The 19107-nt window shown below is 68.1% G+C and carries 20 protein-coding genes; 8 read left to right on the top strand and 12 right to left on the bottom strand.

The genetic code is table 11. The annotated features are described in order from the left end of the window. Nucleotides 1-46: 46 nt before the first annotated feature. Complete coding sequence (locus tag IEX88_RS16115) at nucleotides 47-973, bottom strand: hypothetical protein (RefSeq protein ID WP_188852555.1); 927 nt, start codon at nucleotides 971-973, stop codon at nucleotides 47-49. A gap of 265 nt (nucleotides 974-1238) precedes the next feature. Between IEX88_RS16115 and IEX88_RS16110 the strand changes: the two genes are divergently transcribed. The 4 genes from IEX88_RS16110 (at nucleotide 1239) to IEX88_RS16095 (ending at nucleotide 5757) form a co-directional block, all read left to right on the top strand. Beyond that, nucleotides 1239-3233 carry an FUSC family protein gene (locus IEX88_RS16110; RefSeq protein WP_188852553.1) on the top strand — a complete coding sequence of 665 codons (1995 nt, stop codon included), beginning with the start codon at nucleotides 1239-1241 and terminating at the stop codon, nucleotides 3231-3233. 351 nt (nucleotides 3234-3584) lie between these two features. Next, nucleotides 3585-4382, top strand: coding sequence for a tetratricopeptide repeat protein (locus IEX88_RS16105; RefSeq protein WP_244640277.1), 798 nt, complete (start codon nucleotides 3585-3587; stop codon nucleotides 4380-4382). Between the two features lie 137 nt (nucleotides 4383-4519). Next, nucleotides 4520-5104: a DUF992 domain-containing protein gene (locus tag IEX88_RS16100; protein WP_188852551.1), complete on the top strand. Its 585-nt coding sequence runs from the start codon at nucleotides 4520-4522 to the stop codon at nucleotides 5102-5104. A gap of 149 nt (nucleotides 5105-5253) precedes the next feature. Further along, nucleotides 5254-5757, top strand: coding sequence for a DUF992 domain-containing protein (locus IEX88_RS16095; protein WP_188852549.1), 504 nt, complete (start codon nucleotides 5254-5256; stop codon nucleotides 5755-5757). An 82-nt stretch (nucleotides 5758-5839) separates the two neighbouring features. On the opposite strand, the gene IEX88_RS16090 is transcribed toward IEX88_RS16095, so the two are convergent. The 7 genes from IEX88_RS16090 to IEX88_RS16060 form a co-directional block, all read right to left on the bottom strand. Next, the gene (locus IEX88_RS16090; protein ID WP_188853019.1) at nucleotides 5840-7240 is read right to left on the bottom strand and encodes an NAD(P)(+) transhydrogenase (Re/Si-specific) subunit beta; all 1401 of its coding nucleotides are present in this window, start codon (nucleotides 7238-7240) and stop codon (nucleotides 5840-5842) included. A gap of 7 nt (nucleotides 7241-7247) precedes the next feature. Continuing rightward, nucleotides 7248-7652, bottom strand: a complete 405-nt coding sequence (locus IEX88_RS16085) for an NAD(P) transhydrogenase subunit alpha part 2 (RefSeq protein WP_188852547.1) — start codon at nucleotides 7650-7652, stop codon at nucleotides 7248-7250. Continuing rightward, nucleotides 7652-8851, bottom strand: coding sequence for a Re/Si-specific NAD(P)(+) transhydrogenase subunit alpha (locus tag IEX88_RS16080; protein WP_188853017.1), 1200 nt, complete (start codon nucleotides 8849-8851; stop codon nucleotides 7652-7654). Before IEX88_RS16080 ends, IEX88_RS16085 begins: the two co-directional genes overlap by 1 nt. Nucleotides 8852-8921: 70 nt before the next feature. Further along, nucleotides 8922-9146: an aa3-type cytochrome c oxidase subunit IV gene (locus IEX88_RS16075; RefSeq protein ID WP_188852545.1), complete on the bottom strand. Its 225-nt coding sequence runs from the start codon at nucleotides 9144-9146 to the stop codon at nucleotides 8922-8924. Nucleotides 9147-9366: 220 nt separating this feature from the next. Beyond that, nucleotides 9367-9933, bottom strand: coding sequence for a type 1 glutamine amidotransferase domain-containing protein (locus tag IEX88_RS16070; RefSeq protein WP_188852543.1), 567 nt, complete (start codon nucleotides 9931-9933; stop codon nucleotides 9367-9369). Between the two features lie 134 nt (nucleotides 9934-10067). Further along, nucleotides 10068-10646, bottom strand: coding sequence for a regulatory protein RecX (locus IEX88_RS16065; RefSeq protein WP_188852541.1), 579 nt, complete (start codon nucleotides 10644-10646; stop codon nucleotides 10068-10070). Between the two features lie 113 nt (nucleotides 10647-10759). Further along, entirely contained in the window at nucleotides 10760-11464 is a 705-nt protein-coding gene (locus IEX88_RS16060; RefSeq protein ID WP_188852539.1) for a P-loop NTPase family protein, read from the bottom strand. A gap of 423 nt (nucleotides 11465-11887) precedes the next feature. On the opposite strand from IEX88_RS16060, the gene IEX88_RS16055 reads away from it, so the two are divergent. Next, nucleotides 11888-12655, top strand: a complete 768-nt coding sequence (locus IEX88_RS16055; RefSeq protein ID WP_188852536.1) for a gamma-glutamyl-gamma-aminobutyrate hydrolase family protein — start codon at nucleotides 11888-11890, stop codon at nucleotides 12653-12655. A gap of 81 nt (nucleotides 12656-12736) precedes the next feature. Here IEX88_RS16055 and IEX88_RS16050 read toward each other — a convergent pair whose 3' ends face one another. Then, complete coding sequence (locus IEX88_RS16050; RefSeq protein ID WP_244640245.1) at nucleotides 12737-13888, bottom strand: nickel/cobalt transporter; 1152 nt, start codon at nucleotides 13886-13888, stop codon at nucleotides 12737-12739. Then, nucleotides 13879-14541: a DUF1007 family protein gene (locus tag IEX88_RS16045; RefSeq protein WP_188852534.1), complete on the bottom strand. Its 663-nt coding sequence runs from the start codon at nucleotides 14539-14541 to the stop codon at nucleotides 13879-13881. The genes IEX88_RS16050 and IEX88_RS16045 overlap by 10 nt, the downstream gene beginning before the upstream one ends. A gap of 199 nt (nucleotides 14542-14740) precedes the next feature. On the opposite strand from IEX88_RS16045, the gene IEX88_RS16040 reads away from it, so the two are divergent. Then, complete coding sequence (locus IEX88_RS16040) at nucleotides 14741-15028, top strand: ElaB/YgaM/YqjD family protein (RefSeq protein ID WP_188852532.1); 288 nt, start codon at nucleotides 14741-14743, stop codon at nucleotides 15026-15028. 77 nt (nucleotides 15029-15105) lie between these two features. On the opposite strand, the gene IEX88_RS16035 is transcribed toward IEX88_RS16040, so the two are convergent. Both IEX88_RS16035 and IEX88_RS16030 read right to left on the bottom strand, forming a co-directional pair. Next, nucleotides 15106-15627 (bottom strand): L,D-transpeptidase, encoded by a 522-nt coding sequence (locus IEX88_RS16035; RefSeq protein ID WP_188852530.1) that lies wholly within the window; start codon nucleotides 15625-15627, stop codon nucleotides 15106-15108. 123 nt (nucleotides 15628-15750) lie between these two features. Next, nucleotides 15751-16680, bottom strand: coding sequence for a LysR family transcriptional regulator (locus IEX88_RS16030; protein ID WP_188852529.1), 930 nt, complete (start codon nucleotides 16678-16680; stop codon nucleotides 15751-15753). 518 nt (nucleotides 16681-17198) lie between these two features. Between IEX88_RS16030 and odc2 the strand changes: the two genes are divergently transcribed. After that, nucleotides 17199-18332 (top strand): ornithine/lysine decarboxylase, encoded by a 1134-nt coding sequence (gene odc2 / locus IEX88_RS16025; protein WP_188852526.1) that lies wholly within the window; start codon nucleotides 17199-17201, stop codon nucleotides 18330-18332. Between the two features lie 101 nt (nucleotides 18333-18433). Next, the gene (locus IEX88_RS16020; RefSeq protein WP_188852524.1) at nucleotides 18434-19030 is read left to right on the top strand and encodes a GNAT family N-acetyltransferase; all 597 of its coding nucleotides are present in this window, start codon (nucleotides 18434-18436) and stop codon (nucleotides 19028-19030) included. The last annotated feature ends 77 nt before the right edge of the window (nucleotides 19031-19107 follow it).

Genomic DNA, 19107 nt, shown 5'->3' with positions numbered 1-19107 from the left:
GGGGCGCAGAAGCGCCCCGCCACCGTCGATCATCGTGCCGAAAGGATCAGACCGCGACGGTCGCGATCCGCGGCCGCGGGCGGCCGACGAGACCACCGACGGCGGCGACGATCAGGCCGAGCAGCAGCGCGACGAAGCTAGCGAAAGACGCCGTCGACACCGTCTCGGCGGCCTGGTCGGCTGCGACCTTGGCCTTCTCGACAGCCTCATTGTAGGTCGCCTGGAACTGCGTCAGGCGCTGTTCGGCCTCCTGCTGCGAGATGCCGGCCTGCTGCGAGATGACGGTCACGGCCGCCTGGCGCTGCTCGGGCGTCGCGCCCTCGGCGAGACCGGCGACGATTTCCGGAACGGCCTTGGCGAGATCCGGCTCGCCCGTGGCCTGGCGGGCCGTATTGGCGGCCTGCTGACCCTGCTGCTGCGCCGCGTCGGCGGCCTGGTCGACCTGCTGCTCGCCGCGCTGCAGGAGCGCGCGCGCATCGGCCTCGAGGCCGTCCGGCAGAGCCGAGAGCGACTGCGGCCCGAGATTGCCGGCGGCCTGGGTCAGCGAACTGACCGAAGCGCCCAGCGCGCCGAACGTGCCGCCGATAACCGCCGAGACGCCGGAGGTCAGGAGATAGACGATGACGAGCGTCGACGTCGCCCAAGTGATAATGCCGTGCAGCAGGCCGTCGGCCTTCTCCGGCGATCCGGCAAGCCGCGCGGCGGCGAGTGCGCCGACGAAAGTTGCGATCAGAACCGTGCCCATCGTCCACAGGCCGCTCGCCGAGCCAAGGGTGGAGAGATCCGGCGAACCGTTCCCGGCCGGATCCAGCGTCGCAGTGCCGATGCCGACACCGAGCAAGGCCAGCATGATCTGCACGACGAGGGTCAGGATGGCGCCGGCGAAGATCGCACCCCAGGAGATGCGGCGCAGCGTGCCCTGCGCCACGGGCGCGGTACGAAGAGGGGAACGATCGATGATCGCGTCGGACATGGCATTCTCCTGAAGAAAGGGATGAAGCCGGCACAAAGAGCGGTGCAGGCTGCGGGACGAGGCCGCGTCATGCGGCCACAGCGTCCAGGCGCTCCAGAACCCCCGCGAAGCCGGCGCGTTCCTTTGACGCGATAAATTAAGCGAGAGAGGCTCGATACCGGGATCCGGGTCGTCGCGCGCTCGGACAGCCAAAGCTCGCGTCCGGCGCACAAAGGATGCTAACCGCGTCCGGAACGGGCCGCGCACAAACAGGGGACGACGGTCGATGCCAAGGACGTCTGCCGTCGAGGGGCTGAAAGCGGCGCGGGCCATGCTGGTCGCCTCTGATCCGGGCCTGTCGCGGCTGCGCATGGCGTCGCGCGTGACGCTGACACTCCTGGCCGTCGCCCTCGCCCTCGGCGGGCTGCACGCGGCTTTGCCGCTTCCCGTCGCCGCTTACGGGATCGCGGTGATCACCGCCATGCAGGGCGCGCTCGTCATTCGCGACGCCGGATCCCGGCAACGGGCGGTGACGCGGGCCTGGTGCGGCCTCGTCGGCCTTGCCGCCGTCGCCATGGCGATCCTCCTGCAACCCTGGCCGCTGGTGTCCGACGGCTTCTTCCTCGTCCTGGTCTTCGCCGCGGTCTACGCGCGCAAATTCGGCCCGCGCTGGAACGCCGCCGGCATGTTCGGCTTCATGTGCTATTTCATGGGCAGCTACCTGCACCCGTCCCTGTCGGACCTGCCGGGGGTCGCGGCAGCGATCGTCCTGTCCGGCGCCATCGCCCATGGCGTGCGCAACGTCGTTCTGCCCGAAAGGCGGCAGGCCGAGTTTCATCGCACCCTCACCGCCGTCGGCCAGCGGGTCACCGAACTGCGAGCGCGGCTGCGGCTCGGACGGACGGCCGGCTGGCCGGAGGCCATGCGCCGTGATGCCCACCGGCGGCAGGACCAGATCACCGAGACCATTCTGACGGCCGAAGGCTATCTGCCGCTCGCCGCGGCCGGGAGTGCCGCACCCGATCCCCCGGCGGCCGATCTCGCCATGGCGCTGTACGACCTGAACCTCGCGAGCGAGACCGCGCTTCTCTCCGAGCTGCGCGCCGGCGGGACGTCGCCCGAGACGCTCGACGCGCGCGATGCCACGCTCGGCCGGGCGCTGGCCTCCGTCCGAGCCAAGGCCGCGGCCCTTCCCGCCGGCGCCTTCGACGAACGGCCGGCGGCACCGGTGGCGCCCGAGAATGCCGCGCCCGGGCCGGGGTTCATGAAGGATCCAGCGTTCCGCCTCGCGATCCAGGTGGCGCTCGCCGCCGGCATCGCCATGACCGGCGGACTGATGCTCTCGAAGACGCGCTGGTTCTGGGCAATCCTCACCGCCTTCCTCGTCTTCACCAATACCCAGTCGCGCGGCGATGCGACGATGCGCGCGCTCCAGCGGGCGTTCGGGACGGTGGCCGGCATCGTCGTCGGCATCGCCCTGGCGACGCTGCTCGCCGGCCATGCCGCGGTATCGATCGGCCTTGCCACCGTCTTCGTCTTCGCCGGCTTCTACCTCTTGCAGATCTCCTATGCGGCGATGACCTTCTTCGTGACCCTCGTCGTCTCGCTGCTCTACGGCCTCCTCGGCGAGTTCACCCCGGAGCTGCTCGTTCTCAGGCTGGAGGAGACGCTGGTGGGGGCCGCCGCCGGGGCCTTCATCGCTTTCGTCGTTCTGCCGCGGTCGACGAGCGCTGCCGTCGAGGGCGCGGTCGACGCCTATCTCGGCACGCTCGACGATCTCCTCGCCGCCGTGGCGGAAAAGGCGGAGGGTCGCCCCTCCGCCGACCTCATCGCTTTGTCGCGCGGGCTCGACCGGCGCTATGGCGAACTGGCGACCGTGGCGCGTCCCCTCGGCAGCCCCTGGCAGCTGGTCCGCAAGCCCGGCCGCATCCGCCGGACGCTGTTGCGGTTCATGGCCATCGCCCATTGGGCCCGGATCCTGGCCCGGGCGCTGCCGGCCGGGAGCGGGACGCCATCGCCCGGCCTTGCCACGGCGATCGCGGCGCTGCGCGCGCAGATCGCCGAGGCGCGGGCGGCGAAGTCGAGCTTCTTCGGAACGGTCCCGGCGGACACCGTGCGTTCGCAGCGACCCGAGCCCCGGCCGTCGGACTTCACCGCGCGGCCCGACGATCCTGAGTTTGCCCTGGACGTGCTCGCCCATATCCTCGACCGGGCGGCCCATGGCGGCGAGCGCTTCGGCCAGAGGCGCGCTGCCGCCGACAGCGCAAGAGCCACCGGCTGAGAGACACCGCCGCCACCCCAGCGTCGCCGTCGGCGCAAGCCTCGAAAATGCCATGATTTGAACGACTTGCTGTGTGAGCGCAGCCGGCGACGGGCAGCGCATTTTGTCCTGCAACTCGACATGACGTCATTTTCGCGACAGGCTCGCGCTCTAGCCTTGCCGCAATGGCGGAACGGCCGGGGGTGCGGGGCGTTGCGGACGCGCCGCCAGCCTATGGCATGGTCGTGCCAGCCGGCGTGTCGGCCGGCCCGGCATGAGAAGCAAGACCCAAGAAGGACCGATGGTTTGAGACCTGATCTGAATGGCGCCGTCGGCGCGGCCCGCACTGCCCTTTCCTGGGAGCGCGCCGCCCTGACGTTCGGCGGCCTGTGCCTCGTCGGCTTCCTCGCGGCCTGCCAGACGGGCATGCCGTCGGCCAATGTCATTCGTCTCGACCAGGCCCAGGGCTCGACGGAGAACATCAGCTCGCTGACGGCGACCGTGAACGCCAATCCGCGCGATCCCGGCGGCTACAATGTCCGGGGCACCGCCTACGGCCGCGCCGGGCGCAACAACGAGGCTATCCAGGATTTCACCACGGCGCTGCAGCTCGACCCGCGCTTCTACCAGGCCTATGCCAACCGCGCGCTGGTCTACCGCCAGATGAACGACAACGCCAAGGCGGTCGCGGACTACAACGCCGCGCTGCAGATCAATCCCAATTACGACAGCGCCTATATCGGCCGCGGCAACATCTACCGCATGGCCGGCCGCAACCGCGAGGCGCTCGTCGATTTCCAGAAGGCGATCGACCTCAACACCACCGATCCCCGCGCCTACCACAACCGCGGCCTGCTCTATCAGCTCGACGGCCAGCACAAGCAGGCGATCGAGGATTTCTCCACCGCCATCTCGCTGCAGTCCGATGCGCCCGAGCCCTATTCCGGCCGCGGCGTCTCCTATCTCGCGCTCGGCGACGAGGAGAATGCCTTCACGGACTTCAACACCGCCTTGAAGCTCGACGACAAGAGTGCGGAATACTGGACCAACCAGGCGATCATCTACGAGCGCAAGGGCGAAAAGGCCCGCGCCTTCAAGTCCTATGCTCGCGCCGCGCAGCTCGACCCGAACTATCAGCCGGCCAAGGACGGCATGGGCCGCACCAGCTGACACCACGCATCCGCGGGCGGCCAACCGCCGCCCGCGTAAGGCCTCTGCGCCTGTCCGGTCGTGGCTATTATCGGAACCTTACGGTGCGTCGCACCCTTCCTGGGGCGAAGAGACATCGCAACAGGAACCGACCTCCCATGAAAATCCTTCTCGCCACCGCCGCCCTCGCCTCGCTGCTCGCCGCCCCCATGGCCGCGCAGGCCGACACGGCGCTCGGCATCCTAACCTGCAAGAGCGATGGTGCCACCGGCTACATCATCGGCTCCTCCGAGAATGTCATCTGTGACTTCGCGCCCGCCAATTCCGCGCAGGCAACCGAGATCTACACCGGCACGCTCGACAATATCGGCCTGGACATCGGCGTGACCGGCGAGACGGTAATGTCCTGGAACGTTCTGGCCGACACGGACGCCTATCAGCCCTCGCAGCTCGCCGGCACCTATGTCGGCGCCAGTGCCGATGCGTCCTTTGCCGCAGGCGGCGGCGTCAAGCTCCTGACCGGTGGGCCGAACGGCGGCTTCAGCCTGCAGCCGCTCAGCGTCCAGGCCCAGGAGGGCGTCAATGCGGCCCTCGGCGTGACCAAGTTCACCCTGGTTTCGGCCTCGCCGGCCGGTGCGGTCGTCGCCCCCGTCGGCGGGGTTGCTGTGCCGGCGGGCTCGGTCGTCGTGCCCGAGGGCACGGTAGTGACCCCGCAGGGCGACGTCATCGTCCCCGCCAACTGAGCTTTTCTTTCAGCACGAATGGAAGCCCGCGCCCTCTGGCGCGGGCTTTTTCGTTCGCCATTGTTGCAGTGCGAAAAGAGCCGTGATCGCAGGCGACGAAACCTGTCGGCAGCCGCGGCGTTTCTCTCGCTCAAGACAGGAGATTTCTCATGAAAATGCCCGCCATCCTCTCCCTCGCCGCGATCGCCCTCGCCACCGCCCTGCCGACGACGGCCGCCCAGGCCGGCACCAAGCTCGGCCTTCTCAGCTGCCAGAGCGACGGGTCGCTCGCCTACGTCATCGGTTCGTCGAAGGACTATCTCTGCGTCTTCAAGCCGGCTGACGGGGGCGCCCGCGAGCCCTATCTCGCCACGCTCGACAATGTCGGCGTCGATCTCGGCATCACCGGGCGGCAGGATCTCAGCTGGATCGTCTATGCCGGCAGCTTCCAGGAGGGCCAGCCGGTCTCGCTGCAGGGCGACTATTACGGCGTCTCGGCCGATGCCTCGGTCGCGGCCGGCGGCGGTGCCAAGATCCTGGCCGGCGGCCCGAACAACGGCTTCACGCTGCAGTCGGTCAGCCTGCAGGCGCAGTTCGGCCTGAACGCGACCGCGGCGCTGTCGCGCCTGTCGCTGACTCCCGCGCCGACCGAGCCTGCGGTCTACAAGCCCTGAACCCCGCGGCTTTCGCTGCCCATGAAAAAGGCCCGCATGCCGGTGGCATGCGGGCCTTTCTGTTCTCCGCCGAAGCGCAGGATCAGTGCGCCATCGCCTTGACGATGTTTTCGACCATCTTCTTTGCGTCGGCAAAAAGCATCATCGTGTTGTCCTTGTAGAACAGAGTGTTGTCGATGCCGGCATAGCCCGACGCCATCGAGCGTTTGACGAAGAGGCACGTGGCCGCCTGGTCGACATTGAGGATCGGCATGCCATAGATCGGCGAGGTCTTGTCGTCGCGCGCCGCCGGATTGGTGACGTCGTTGGCGCCGATGACGAAGGCGACGTCGGTCTGGGCGAACTCCGAATTGATGTCCTCGAGCTCGAAGACCTCGTCGTAGGGAACGTTCGCCTCGGCCAGGAGCACATTCATGTGCCCGGGCATGCGGCCGGCGACGGGGTGGATGGCGTATTTCACCTCGACGCCGTGCGCCTTCAGAGTGTCGGCCATCTCGCGCAGCGCGTGCTGGGCCTGGGCGACGGCCATGCCGTAGCCGGGCACGATGATCACCCGTGCGGCATTCATCATCAGATAGGCCGCGTCCTCGGCCGAGCCCTGCTTCACCGGGCGCGCCTCGCCGCCTTCCGCCGCCGCCGGTCCGCTCTCGCCGCCGAAGCCGCCGAGGATGACGGAGATGAAGGAGCGGTTCATGCCCTTGCACATGATGTAGGACAGGATCGCGCCGGACGAGCCGACCAGCGCGCCGGTGATGATCAGCGCCAGATTCTGCAGGGTGAAGCCGATGCCGGCTGCCGCCCAGCCGGAATAGGAGTTCAGCATCGAAACCACGACCGGCATGTCGGCGCCGCCGATCGGCACGATCAGGAGGACGCCGAGCGCCAGCGCGATCAGCACCACCAGCCAGAAGGCGATGTGGCTCTCAGTGGTGGCGAAGATCACGAGGCAGAGGACGAGGCCGGCGGCCAGAGCGATGTTGATCAGGTGGCGGGACGGCAGCATGATCGGCTTGCCGCCCATGCGTCCGTCGAGCTTCAGGAAAGCGATGATTGAGCCGGTGAAGGTGACAGCGCCGATGGCCACGCCGATCGCCATTTCGACCAGGGCCTGGGTGTGGATGTTGCCGACCGTGCCGATGTTGATCGCCTCGGGGGCATAGAGCGCGGCCGCCGCGACGCAGACCGCGGCCAGACCGACAAGGCTGTGGAAGCCGGCGACGAGCTGCGGCATGGCGGTCATCGGAATGCGCTTGGCGACCACGGCGCCAACGCCGCCGCCGGCAGCGATGCCGACGATGATCAGAAGCAGCGCGCCGGCCGAGGGGTGGGCGAGCAGCAGCGTCGTGACGACGGCGATGCCCATGCCGACCATGCCGAAGATATTGCCCTGGCGGCTCGACGTCGGATGCGACAGGCCCCGCAGCGCCAGGATGAACAGCACCCCGGAGACGAGATAGAGGAAGGCGGCGAAGTTCTCGGACATCATCGCCTCACTTCTCCTTTTTCTTGTACATCGCCAGCATGCGCTGGGTGACGAGGAAGCCACCGAAGATGTTGACGCTGGCAAGCACGAGGGCGACGAAGCCGAAGCCGGTGGCGATGCCGGAGGCGGAAATGCCGACCGCCAGGATCGCGCCGACGATGATCACCGACGAGATCGCGTTGGTGACGGCCATCAGCGGCGTGTGCAGCGCCGGCGTCACCGACCAGACCACGTAGTAGCCGACGAAGATCGCCAGCACGAAGATGGCGAGGTGGAAGACGAAGGGGTTGGAGGCCGCATGCTCGGCGGCCGGGGACGTCATCATCTGCTCCACCCCGAGGCGGGCGTCGCGGATGGCGGCACCGGCCTCGTTTAGGCGTTGCAGGGTCGCTTGCGCGAGATCGTTTTCCATCATGCCTCTCCCGTCTTTTCGGCCACGCCGGCGTCAGCGGCGTCCGCCACCATCGTCGGCGCGGGGGCCGCGGCCTTTGCGAAGTTCGGATGCACGACCGCGCCGTCGCGCGTCAAAAGCGTCGCCTTGACGAGGTCGTCGGCGAAATCGATTTTCAGCGTCTTGGAGTCCTTGTCGATCATCGTCTCGAGGAAGGCACTGAGGTTGCGGGCGTAGAGCAGCGACGCGGTGGCGGCGATGCGGCCGGGCACGTTGAGATGGCCGACGATCCTCGCCGGACCGACCTCGACCACCTCTCCCGCGACCGCACCCTCGACATTGCCGCCGCGCTCGACCGCGAGGTCGACCAGCACGGAGCCGGGCTTCATCGACTCGACCATCGCCCGCGAGACGAGGCGCGGCGCCGGCCGGCCGGGGATCAGCGCCGTGGTAATGACGATGTCCTGCTTGGCGATATGGGCGGCGACCAGCTCGGCCTGCTTGGCCTGATATTCCCTGGACATCTCCTTGGCGTAGCCGCCGGAGGTCTCGGCTGCTTTGAACTCGTCGTCCTCGACGGCGACGAACTTGGCGCCGAGCGATTCGACCTGTTCCTTGGTGGCCGGGCGCACGTCGGTGGCGGTGACCACGGCGCCGAGGCGGCGGGCGGTGGCGATCGCCTGCAGGCCGGCGACGCCGACGCCCATGACGAAGACGCGCGCGGCCGGTACGGTGCCGGCGGCGGTCATCATCATCGGGAAGGCGCGGTCGTATTCGCCAGCGGCGTCGAGCACGGCCTGGTAGCCGGCAAGATTGGCCTGGCTGGAGAGGACGTCCATAACCTGCGCGCGGGTGATGCGCGGCATGAATTCCATGGCGAAGGCGAGAATGCCGGCATCGGCCATGGCCGCGACATCCTCGTCACGCCCATAGGGGTCCATGGTGGCGATCACCGCGGCGCCCCGCTTGTAGCCCGAGAGTTCTGCACGCGCCGGCCGGCGAACCTTCAGCACCACGTCCGCATCGGCAGCGTCGCCGGCATTGCCAATCGTCGCGCCGGCGGCGGCAAAGGCTTCGTCGGGGATGCGCGAGCGAAGGCCCGCGCCGGCCTCGACCACGACATCAACCCCGAATCCCTTCAGCTTCTTGATGCTGTCAGGCGATGCCGCGACGCGGGGCTCGTCCCCCTGCTCCCTTGGCACGAAAACCTTCATCCCGATCTCCTCCCCTGCACCGGCGCGCCTTTCGCGGCAGCGCCGATCGATGGCCCCCGCCCGCGGCGGCGAGCCGTCACTTCATGAAATAGCTGATCACCGCACCGAAGAGCAGGAAAGCAAAGATACCGGCCAGGAAGCCGGCCGACGAAACGAGCCCGACCGCCATACCGACGACGATGGCCGCGACCCAGATCGAGCCGAACTTCACCAGAAGCAGGAACCGCTCATAGGTCCGGTCGTGCTCGCTGTAGTCCATCTTGTCGGCGAAGGTGATGGGGTGGGCGTGGTCTTCTGACATGTCGTTCTCCGGGGACGGGCCTTCGTTCCGCCAGGAACGAAGCGTGCTGCCATGGCTGTCGAGGCCGGCAGGCAAGCATGTTCGCCTCCCGCCGGCAAGACGATCTCCCCCGCCCCATACACGCTATCGCCTTGGTCAGGCAATGCCGCTCCGCCCCCTGGAAACGCAAAAGCCGGGCCCTTTCGGACCCGGCTTCTTCGGTGTGCCGTCCTGGTATCGCTCAGGCGACCTTGCGACGATCCTCGTGCCGGCCTTCCTCGACCTCCTCGATGATCTTGGCGACGAAGGCCGGGATGTCACCGGGATTGCGCGAGGTGATCAGGGCCTCGTCCACTACCACCGCGCTGTCCTGCCAGTTGGCGCCGGCATTCTTCAGGTCGGTCTTGATGGAGGCATAGGAGGTCACATCGCGCCCCCGGACCACATCGGCCTCGATCAGGAGCCACGGCGCATGGCAGATCGCCGCGAGCGGCTTCTTGGAGTTATAGAACTCCTTGATGAACGCGACCGCCTTTTCATCGGCGCGCAGGACGTCGGGGTTGATCTGCCCGCCCGGCAGGACGAGCGCGTCGTAGTCGGCGACGCTGACCGCCGACAGCACCTTGTCGACGGGTACGCTCTCGCCCCAATCCTTCTCGTCCCAGCCCTTGATCGAGCCTTCCTTCAGCGACACCACATGCACTTCGGCACCTGCCTCGCGCAGCATTTTCAGGGGCTGCATGAGCTCGGACTGCTCGAATCCGTCGGTGGCGAGAATGGCGATCTTGGCGCTGCGAATATCGGTCATGATGAGTTTCCCTTCGAACAAGACGGCATGCCGCTGCACTGGCAGCGGCGAGGCGTCTTATGTTTCGGATAGACAGGGAAAATGCAGGCCGCCGTCGATCGTTCCGACGCGGGCAGGATGCCGCACCCCGCCCCTCAGCCCTCGTCCTCAGGATCGGCTCCCGGCTCGGCGTCGATCGCCGCCCGGGCGTCGCCGAGGCCGAAGCCGGCGCGCATCATCGCCGCGATGTCGCGCTCCCGCCGCTCGGCCCGGTCGCGCAGCCGATGCGGTCCGAGGCGCCGGCGTCTGGCATGGGCGAAGGCGGCGGTGCGGTCGGTGCTCTCGTCGGCCTCGAGGGTTTTCGCGATCGTCTCGCGGTCGACGCCCTTCTCGCTCAGCTTCGCCTCGATCTTGCGCAAGGAGGCGCCGCCGCGCCGGAGGCTCGAGAGCCTCGCCGCGGCGAAGGCGTCGTCGTCGAGAAGCTTCAGCTCGTGGAAGCGCATGAGCGTCGCCTCGATCATCGCCCGGCATTCGTCGGGACCGGGCGCCTCCCCCTCTTCGGCCTCCGCGACGCGGCGCGCCGTCTTTCGCTGGAGCACGCGCCGAAGGTTTTCGGCGCTGCTGGCATAGCGGCCGAGATAATGCGCGGCGGCGCGAAACAGCCATTCGGGCGTGACCGGTCGGGCACGGCGTTTCGGGACGGCATCGTCTGAGGAGGAAGGGGGGCGTCTCATCGTTCCGGTATAGAGCGCCGGCGGGCCCCGCGACAACGAAAAGCCCCGTTCCTTTCGGATCGGGGCCTCTCCAGTCTGTGGCGATGGCGGCGGCGAAAACGCCAAGCGCGGCGTCAGGCGGCGCGCGAGAATTCCTCGGCCGGCTCGAGCGGGACGCGGGACGCTGTGTCGCCGAGGATGCCGCACTCATAGGCGATGGTCGCGGCCTCGGCGCGGGCGCGATCGAGGCCCGGCGCGATCTCGTCGGCGAGGCTGAACAGCGTGCCGCCGTGAAGGAAGGGCGCCTCGTAGGCAGCGCGCAGCACCATGCCGCAATGGATCTTGGTGGCGTGGCTCTGCTGGATCACGCTCTCGACCATGCGCGCGATGCGGCTCGGGATCGCGGTGACGGCGGTGGCGAGAAAGGCCCAGTCGCGGCCGCGGCGGCCCTTGCCGGCTTCCGAGGCGATCAGGCGTTCGGTGGCAATCGCGGCATAGGCCGAGAGCGGCGAGAAGCGGACCGGGATCAGAGTCCGGTCGGCCAGCCGGGCGCCGGCGCGGATGGCATCGGCCGTGTCGCCGGCATCGATGATGGCAAGATCGCCGCGGCGGCGCGCGGCGCGCACCAGGCGCTCCATCGTGGCTTCGTCATCGACCGCCTCGACCGTGATCCGGGCGGGAAGCCCGCCCTTCGCCGCCCAGGCGACGAGGTCCTTGTCGCGGGCCGCGTCGATCAGGACGACGGGAATGTCGGCGGCCGCCGCGACGCTGGCCAGCGTCAGAGCGAGCGTGGTGGTGCCGGAGGTCTTGAGGGAACCGATGGAGATGACGGGGATCATGGGGCGCCTTCCGATGGGTGCTGAGGATTGTCGCCTCGAGCGGATGGTCGCCGCGAAAGGCCGGTGAAACGGGATACTGAATGCCTGCGTCGCCTATGTCTTTGCCGCTCGAAGATTTCGCGAAACTGGAAAGCAGGCGGTAGCAATGACGCCCGATGCGCAATTCGTGCAGCGTCCCTGCATTTTGATCGCACCGCTCGATCAGCGGTTGATTGCGCGGCGAGAAGCTGGCCTTAGCGTCGCCGACGGGCAAGACGTTTTCCCTCCGCGAGCGTCCGGTCGACCTGACAAGGAGCGACCCAAGCCCGGGTCCCGCCCAAAGTCCCTGCCCCCGCATTGCCTTGCGTGCGATGCCGCATTGACCTCGCGCCGATTTCGGTGATGGTCGCAAAACATCCGCCGCCGTCTTTTGGAAGCTCCCGCATGCCTGCGCACTCGATCCTCGTCGCCGTCCCCGCCGACATCCGCACCATCGGCAATCACCGCTGGCACGCGGCGCCGGAAACCTACCTCAAGGCGATCGTCCGGGTGGCCGGCGCCATTCCGGTGATCGTCCCCGCTTTGTCGGAAGAACTGGACATCGCGGAGATCCTGTCGCGGGTGGACGGGGTGCTCGTCACCGGCTCGGTCACCAACGTCCATCCGAGCCGCTATGGCGCCGAGCCGACGGCCGCGCACGAGCCCTACGACCTCGATCGGGACGCGCTGACCGAGGCGATGATCAAGGGGGCGATCGCCCGCGACGTCCCCCTCCTCGCCATCTGCCGCGGCCTGCAGGAGATGAACGTCGCGCTCGGCGGGTCGCTGGCGACGGAGATCCAGGACATCGAGGGACGCATGGACCACCGCGCCGTCGACGATCCCGAGCAGGGCGTGCGCTACGCCATCCGTCAGAAGGTCACCGCCGAGGGCGGCAGCAAGCTGAACCGCATCCTCGGCAAGCAGGAGTTCCAGGTGAACTCGCTGCACAGGCAGGCGATCGACCGGCTCGCCGAAGGGCTGACGGTCGAGGCCCTCGCGCCCGACGGCACGATCGAGGCGGTCTCGGTCGACGGCGCAAGGGGCTTTGCCCTCGGCGTGCAGTGGCATCCGGAATACTGGGCCGAGAGCGACGCGGATTCGGCGGCGATCTTCAGCGCCTTCGGCGAGGCCTGCCGGGCGTTTCGCAAAAGCCGCGCCACCGCGCGCTGATGGGAGCGCCGGGGGAAAGAGGGGCTCCCGGCCTCTCGCACTGTCCGGCGCGCCCAGAAGGACTGGCGCGCCCAGAAGGACTTAAGCGAGCGCACCACCGAGAAGCGCGACGCCGAGGGCGATGACGAGAAGCGCGCCGAGAAGCTCCACCGCGTCGAGCACGAGGCCCCGCCGTCCGCCGGCGGCGCCGAAGCGCAGCGCCACATCCTTGGCGAAGACAGCCAGGGCCGCGATCGCCGAGACGGTGATCGCGGTGCCGAGCGCCATTGCCGCCACCGACAGGATGCCGCCGAGATAGAGGCCGTTGAGGAGCGCGAAGGTCAGCACCACGATCGCCCCGGTGCAGGGCCTGAGGCCGACGGCGAAGACGGCCGAGGCAGCCGAGCCGAGTGACAGCCGGCCGGCCCCCAAAGCTCGCGGATCGGGCATGTGCGCACGGCCGCAGTCGCAGTCGTCGGCCGCGTCGATGCAGACGTCGGGCGCGAGACTCGCCGAGGCCGGGCGCATGATCGGTCCGCTGCGCGCGGCCGCGGCCGGCATGCCGCTGCCGCGCAGCCGCATGGGCCCCGCTGGCGCCGCCGGCGCCGCTGGGCCGCCCGCAAAGGCCAGGCCGGACACCGGCTCGCCGGCGCCCAGCGGCGCGAGTGCGGACACGTCGGCCGGACGCCGTGCCCGCTGAACCAGCCGCCAGACCTTGCGCAGCAGCAGCCCGCAGCCGAAGGCGATGATCAGGACGAAGGAGGCGATCTCCAGCCAGTTCGTCGTATCGGTCATCGACACCCCGGTTCCCCTAAGGAAGAACCAGCCGACGCCGACGACGACGAGCGCCGTGACCGCCTGCAGCAGCGCCGACACGAAGGACAAAGCGATGCCGCGGCGCAGCTGCACCTCGTTGGCGAGGAGATAGGACGAGATCACCGCCTTGCCGTGACCGGGCCCGGCCGCGTGAAAGATGCCGTAGACGAAGGACAGGCCGACCAAGAACCAGACCCCGCCGGCGCCCTGGCGCATGCCGACCAGCGCCTCGCGCAGCGCGGCGAAGAACTGCCGCTGATAGGCGTTGATCTCGATGAACAGGCCCGCCAGCGGGCCGCTCGGCTGCGACACCGATTCCGCCGTGCCGATCCCGAGCGACGACCGGGCAAGGCTCGGCTCGGCGAAAACGGCCAGCGCCAGCGCGGCGAGCAGCACGAGGGCGACGGTCCTGCGCCCGGAGCCCGACGTCAGCTGCACGTGATCTCCAGCCGCGTCGCCAGAACCTTGGCATAGTCGACGCCGTCGGCGGGGACCGTCTCGTCCGGGCCGAGGCCGGCGATCGAGGCCATCCACTGCTGCGCCGCCTCGTCTTCGTCCGGCACGATCATGTCCTTCTTGCAGCTCGGTGGCGTGTCGACGAGCTGAAAACTGTTCTCGTCCTCGAAGACGAAGGCGACGAAGAAAGTTTCGTCGAAACTCGACACGGTCAGCTTCTGCGTCTTCATGTCGATCGGCTCGCCCGCCTTCATCTCGAAGAACAGGAGCAGTTGGCCGTCCTGGAAGAGCGCCCGGATCGTCTCGGGCGGCTGCATCTTCACCGGTTTGTCGGCGACGACCGCAAACGTATAGAAACTCCACTCGGCGATCGATTCCTTGACCGTGTCGCCAACGGCCTGCAGTTCGTCGTCGTCGAGTGCCCCGTTGGCGTTCTTGTCGAAGTCGACGATGACGCTGGAAGAAAACAGCTCGTCCATGCGCCAGATGTTGCGCACCGAGACCAGCTGGCCCGCGGCGTCGCCGACGATCTCCATGCGGGCATCGGCGAAGACATGCGGATGTGCCTCGGCCCTGGCGGCCGGCAGCAGGGTCGCGGCCAGAAGAAGGACCGCCCAACGGTTGATCGACGTCATGGCCCCTCCCCTGTGAACGCGGCCCCGTGCTGACCCCAGAAGAATGGCCGAAGTTGGGAAGAGGCCGCCGGTCGGCCACCGCGAGGGCTTCATGCGCCGTGCGGCAGAGCACCGCAAGAGTCCGTCGGGACTCGTCGGAACGATCGGACACCCCATCTGTTCACCCAGTGCCGCACGCGGCCCAACCCGGAGATCTCGCATGAAGACGACCCAAGCCGAACTGGAAGACCAGATCACCGCTCTGCGCGACGAGCTGGCCACGCTCACCAAGTCGCTGTCGCGCCGTGGATCCGCTGCCTTCGAGGATTTGGAGGGCCGTGCGTCCGACCTTTACGGCTATGTCCAGGACCGCGGTCCGGAAGTGGCGCGCGAGTTGCGCAAGCAGGCCCGCCAGATCGAGCGGACGGCGCGCGACAATCCTGTCGCTTCGATTGCCCTCGGCGCGGTCGTGCTGCTGGTCATCGGCGCGCTGCTGCGCCGCGACTGACGCCGAGGCGGCAGACCGCTTTAGCGCAGGGACGCGGCATGCGGCCGCGTCCCTTCTGGGCAGGACGCCCAGACTTTTTATTTCAGAACGATAACCTGGGCGCCGACATGCACCCGGTCGAACAGGTCGCTGACATCGGCATTGCGCATGCGAAAGCAGCCGGACGATGCCGCGCTGCCGATCGAGCGCGGCGAATTGGTCCCGTGGATGCGATAGGTCCCCCAGCCCAGATTCATCGCGCGGACGCCCAGCGGATTGGATGGCCCGGGCCCCACCGACTGCGGCAGAGCCGGATTTTTCTCGCGCATCGAGGGCGTCGGCACCCAGGTCGGGTTGAACCGCTTGCGGGTGACGAAGCTTTCGCCGAACCACTGCTCGCTCGGCCGGCCGACGGCGATCTCGTAGCGGAGCGCGGTGGTCGCCCCGGTGACGAGGTAGAGCTTGCGCTCGCTGGTCTTGATCACAATCGTGCCGGGGTCGTAGTCGCTGGCGAACGTCTCCTCCGCCCATCGCGGCTTCGGATCGCCGGCCGCCAAGGCCGTTGAGGACGGCCCGGCCACCGACAGGACGAGACAGGCGGCAAGCAGAAGCGGACGCATACGAATTCCCTCGGACGATTTCGCTGAGGCCGCCTTCGCCGCCCCAGGCCCCAGTATCGGGGCCAATCATTGCCAGAGCGTGAGCGGCGCCTTTCTATCCCGGTCTCTTCGGCCCCGGCGCCCTCAGACCGCCGTCACGGTCTCGGGTGCCCGCTCGGCATCGCATTTGCGGAACCAGACGGCGAGAAAGTCGACGAACAGGCGCACGCGCAGCGGAAGATGCCGACGGTGCGGGAAGACGGCATAGATGCCCGCCTCCTGCGGCATGTAGTCTTCGAGGACCGTCACCAGCCGCCCCGCGGCGAGGTCGGCGCGCACGACGAATTCCGGGATCATCGCAAAGCCGAGGCCAGCCCTCACCGCGGCCCGGACGGTGACCGGGCTGTTGGCGGTGAACTGCCCCGACACCGGCACCGGAAACGGCTCGCCCGTCGCGGGATCGCGGAACGACCAGTTGGAGAACATGCGCGAATTGGAGTCGATCACCGCGGGATAGCCGGTGAGGGCCGAGGGGTGAGCCGGTCGCCCGACCCGTTCGATCAAAGCGGGGCTGGCGCAGAGCGAGAAGTCCAAGGAGGCGAGACGCCGCGCGATCATCGCCGAATCGCTGAGCCGCGTCATCCGGATGGCGACGTCGAAGCCATCCTCGACGAGGTCGACGAAATTGTCGTCGAGATGGATGTCGAGCGAGATGTCGGGATGGGCGACGGCGAAATCGACGAGCGAATGGCCGAGCTCGGCATCGCCGAAGGTGCGGGCCGCCGACACCCGGATCCGGCCCTTGGCCTCGCCCGTCGCCTCGCGCGCCTCCTCGTTGAGGCTTTCGAGATCGGCGAGGATCGCCGAGGCCCGGGCAAGATAAACCTCGCCGGCGCCCGTCAGGGCGATCTGGCGCGTCGTCCGGTTGATCAGGAGGACGCCGAGTTCGTCCTCCAGCTCGCGCACATATTTCGACAGCAGCGCCTTGGAGCGACCCGTCTTGCGGGCGGCCGCCGAAAAGCCCTCGTTCTCGACCACGGCGATGAAGGCGCGCATCCGCGTCAGGGTGTCCATCGGCTCTCCAGGCTTGCGCGAAACTGGTGCAATGTTGCACGATTCCGACACTTCGCACCTTCGTCGGGCGTCTCAGGACAAAAATCAACCGGCACAAGATTTTGCGGTTGTGTATGACGCGAACCGGTCATATATCGGCCTTGCCCAAAGTCGCACGAGCCTGTGGGCGTCCCCCGATCCTCATATGCGAGGCCATCGGGACGGTCCTGGAGTAGTACCCTCCAGTCGTCTTCGCGCCAAGCGAAGTCGAGGACGCCTTAAAGCAACGACGGTGCGGGCTTTTTTGGTCTCCCCTGGTCTCCACAGCCGGGAATACTGAAGAGGCACACCCTCATTGCCCCATGTGCGGCGGGTTCAAGCCCTCCATGCCAAGGCAGACAACGACCGATACCGGCGCGCATAGCGCCGTCGTCGGACCACGTCGCGAACGTATCCGAGCTTGTGAGCGCCTGTCCGGCGATCGCGGGACCGTCTTCGTCCGCTCCTCGTTATCCCTCTGGTTCTTGGGAATGCTTACCATGGCAACGCAGCGCATCATCGACTTCCTCGCCACCCGACGTCCCGCCGGCCCCTGCCTCGTCGTCGACCTCGACGTGGTCGAAAGCAATTTCGGCGCCTTCCGCAAGGCGCTGCCGAATTCGGCCATCTATTATGCCGTGAAGGCCAATCCGGCGCCGGAAGTGCTGCGCCTGCTCGCGGCGCTCGGCTCCAGCTTCGACTGCGCCTCGGTCGCCGAGATCGAGATGGCGATGGATGCCGGCGCGACCGCCGATCGCATCTCCTACGGCAACACCATCAAGAAGGAGCGCGACATCGCGCGCGCCTTCGATCTCGGCGTGAACCTCTATGCCGTGGATTGCGTCGAGGAAGTCGAGAAGGTCGCCCGCGCCGCCCCCGGCGCCAAGGTGTTCTGCCGCGTCCTGACCAATGGCGAAGGCGCGGAATGGCCGCTGTCGCGCAAGTTCGGCTGCGTGCCGGCCATGGCGATCGACGTCCTGGTCTACGCCCAGAGCCTCGGCCTCGTCGCCACCGGCGTCTCCTTCCACGTCGGCTCGCAGCAGACCGACACCGAGGCCTGGGACGCGGCGATCGCCGATGCCAGCCATGTCTTCCGCATGTTGGCCGAGAAGGGCATCGTGCTGACCCTCGTCAACATGGGCGGCGGCTTCCCGACCCGCTACCTCAAGGACGTGCCGTCGGCCGAGGCCTACGGCCGCTCGATCTTCGGCGCGCTGAGCCGGCATTTCGGCAACCGCATCCCGGACACCATCATCGAGCCGGGCCGCGGCATGGTCGGCGATGCCGGCGTGATCAAGGCGGAGGTCGTCCTGGTCTCGCGGAAGTCCGCGACCGACGCCAACCGCTGGGTCTTCCTCGACATCGGCAAGTTCGGCGGTCTCGCCGAGACGATGGACGAAGCCATCCGCTACCCCATCACCACGCCCCGCGACGGCGACCGCATGGAAGCCTGCGTCATCGCCGGCCCGACCTGCGATTCGGCCGACGTCCTCTACGAGAAGAACCCCTACCCGCTGCCGATCACGCTGACGGTCGGCGACGAGGTCCTCATCGAGGGAACCGGCGCCTACACGACGACCTACTCGGCCGTCGCCTTCAACGGCTTCGAACCGTTGCGATCCTACGTGATCTGATCCCGGCGCATCTGGCGCCGGGCTTTTCGCCCGCGCGCTGGATGCTCACCCGGAAATCCAGCGCGTCCTTTCTCGGCCTCCCCCGTCTCGAGGTTGATCGCATGATCGCATCTGTCCCCCTGTCCGCCGCTCTCCCGGCCGCGCCCTTCGCCGTGCCCGCCTTCCACATCGGTGCGGAAGCGACGAGCGACGCGGCTGCGCGCGAGGCGCTGCTCGACCGCGCCATGGGCCCCGGCCGCCGCCGCAAGGCTTCCGAAGCGATCCGTCGCGGTCGCCTGCCGGCCGAAGGGTTGGCGCTCGTGGCCCGGACCGAGGCCGGCGGCATCATCGGCAGCGTCCGGCTCTGGCATGTCGCGGCCGGCGATACGGGCACGCCTGCCCTCCTGCTTGGGCCGTTGGCAGTGCTTCCGGAGCTCGCCGGCTGCGGCGTCGGCTCGGCTCTGATGCGGCGGGCCGTGGCGGAAGCGCACTGGCGCGGCCATGCCGCGATCCTTCTCGTCGGCGATCCCGACTACTACGCGCGCTTCGGCTTTTCGGCGGCGCCGGCGGCCGGACTGGCCATGCCCGGTCCCTTCGAGCGTCACCGCCTGCTCGGCCTGGAACTGGCCGAGCAGGCCCTGGCCGGCACCGAGGGTCTGATCTGCCCGACGGGTCGCAAGGCGATCACCGCCGGAAGGCACGCCGCACAAACGGCCTAGGTTCGGCCAAACGGTCGCACCGGCTCCCGCACCGCTCGATCATATTCCCTATGGTCAATTGTTCGTAGCTTGCTATT

The sequence above is a fragment of the Aureimonas glaciei genome (assembly GCF_014643375.1).
Classification (GTDB): domain Bacteria; phylum Pseudomonadota; class Alphaproteobacteria; order Rhizobiales; family Rhizobiaceae; genus Plantimonas; species Plantimonas glaciei.
Note: the sequence above shows the minus strand (reverse complement) of the source record. Positions and strands in the feature narration are given on the sequence as shown.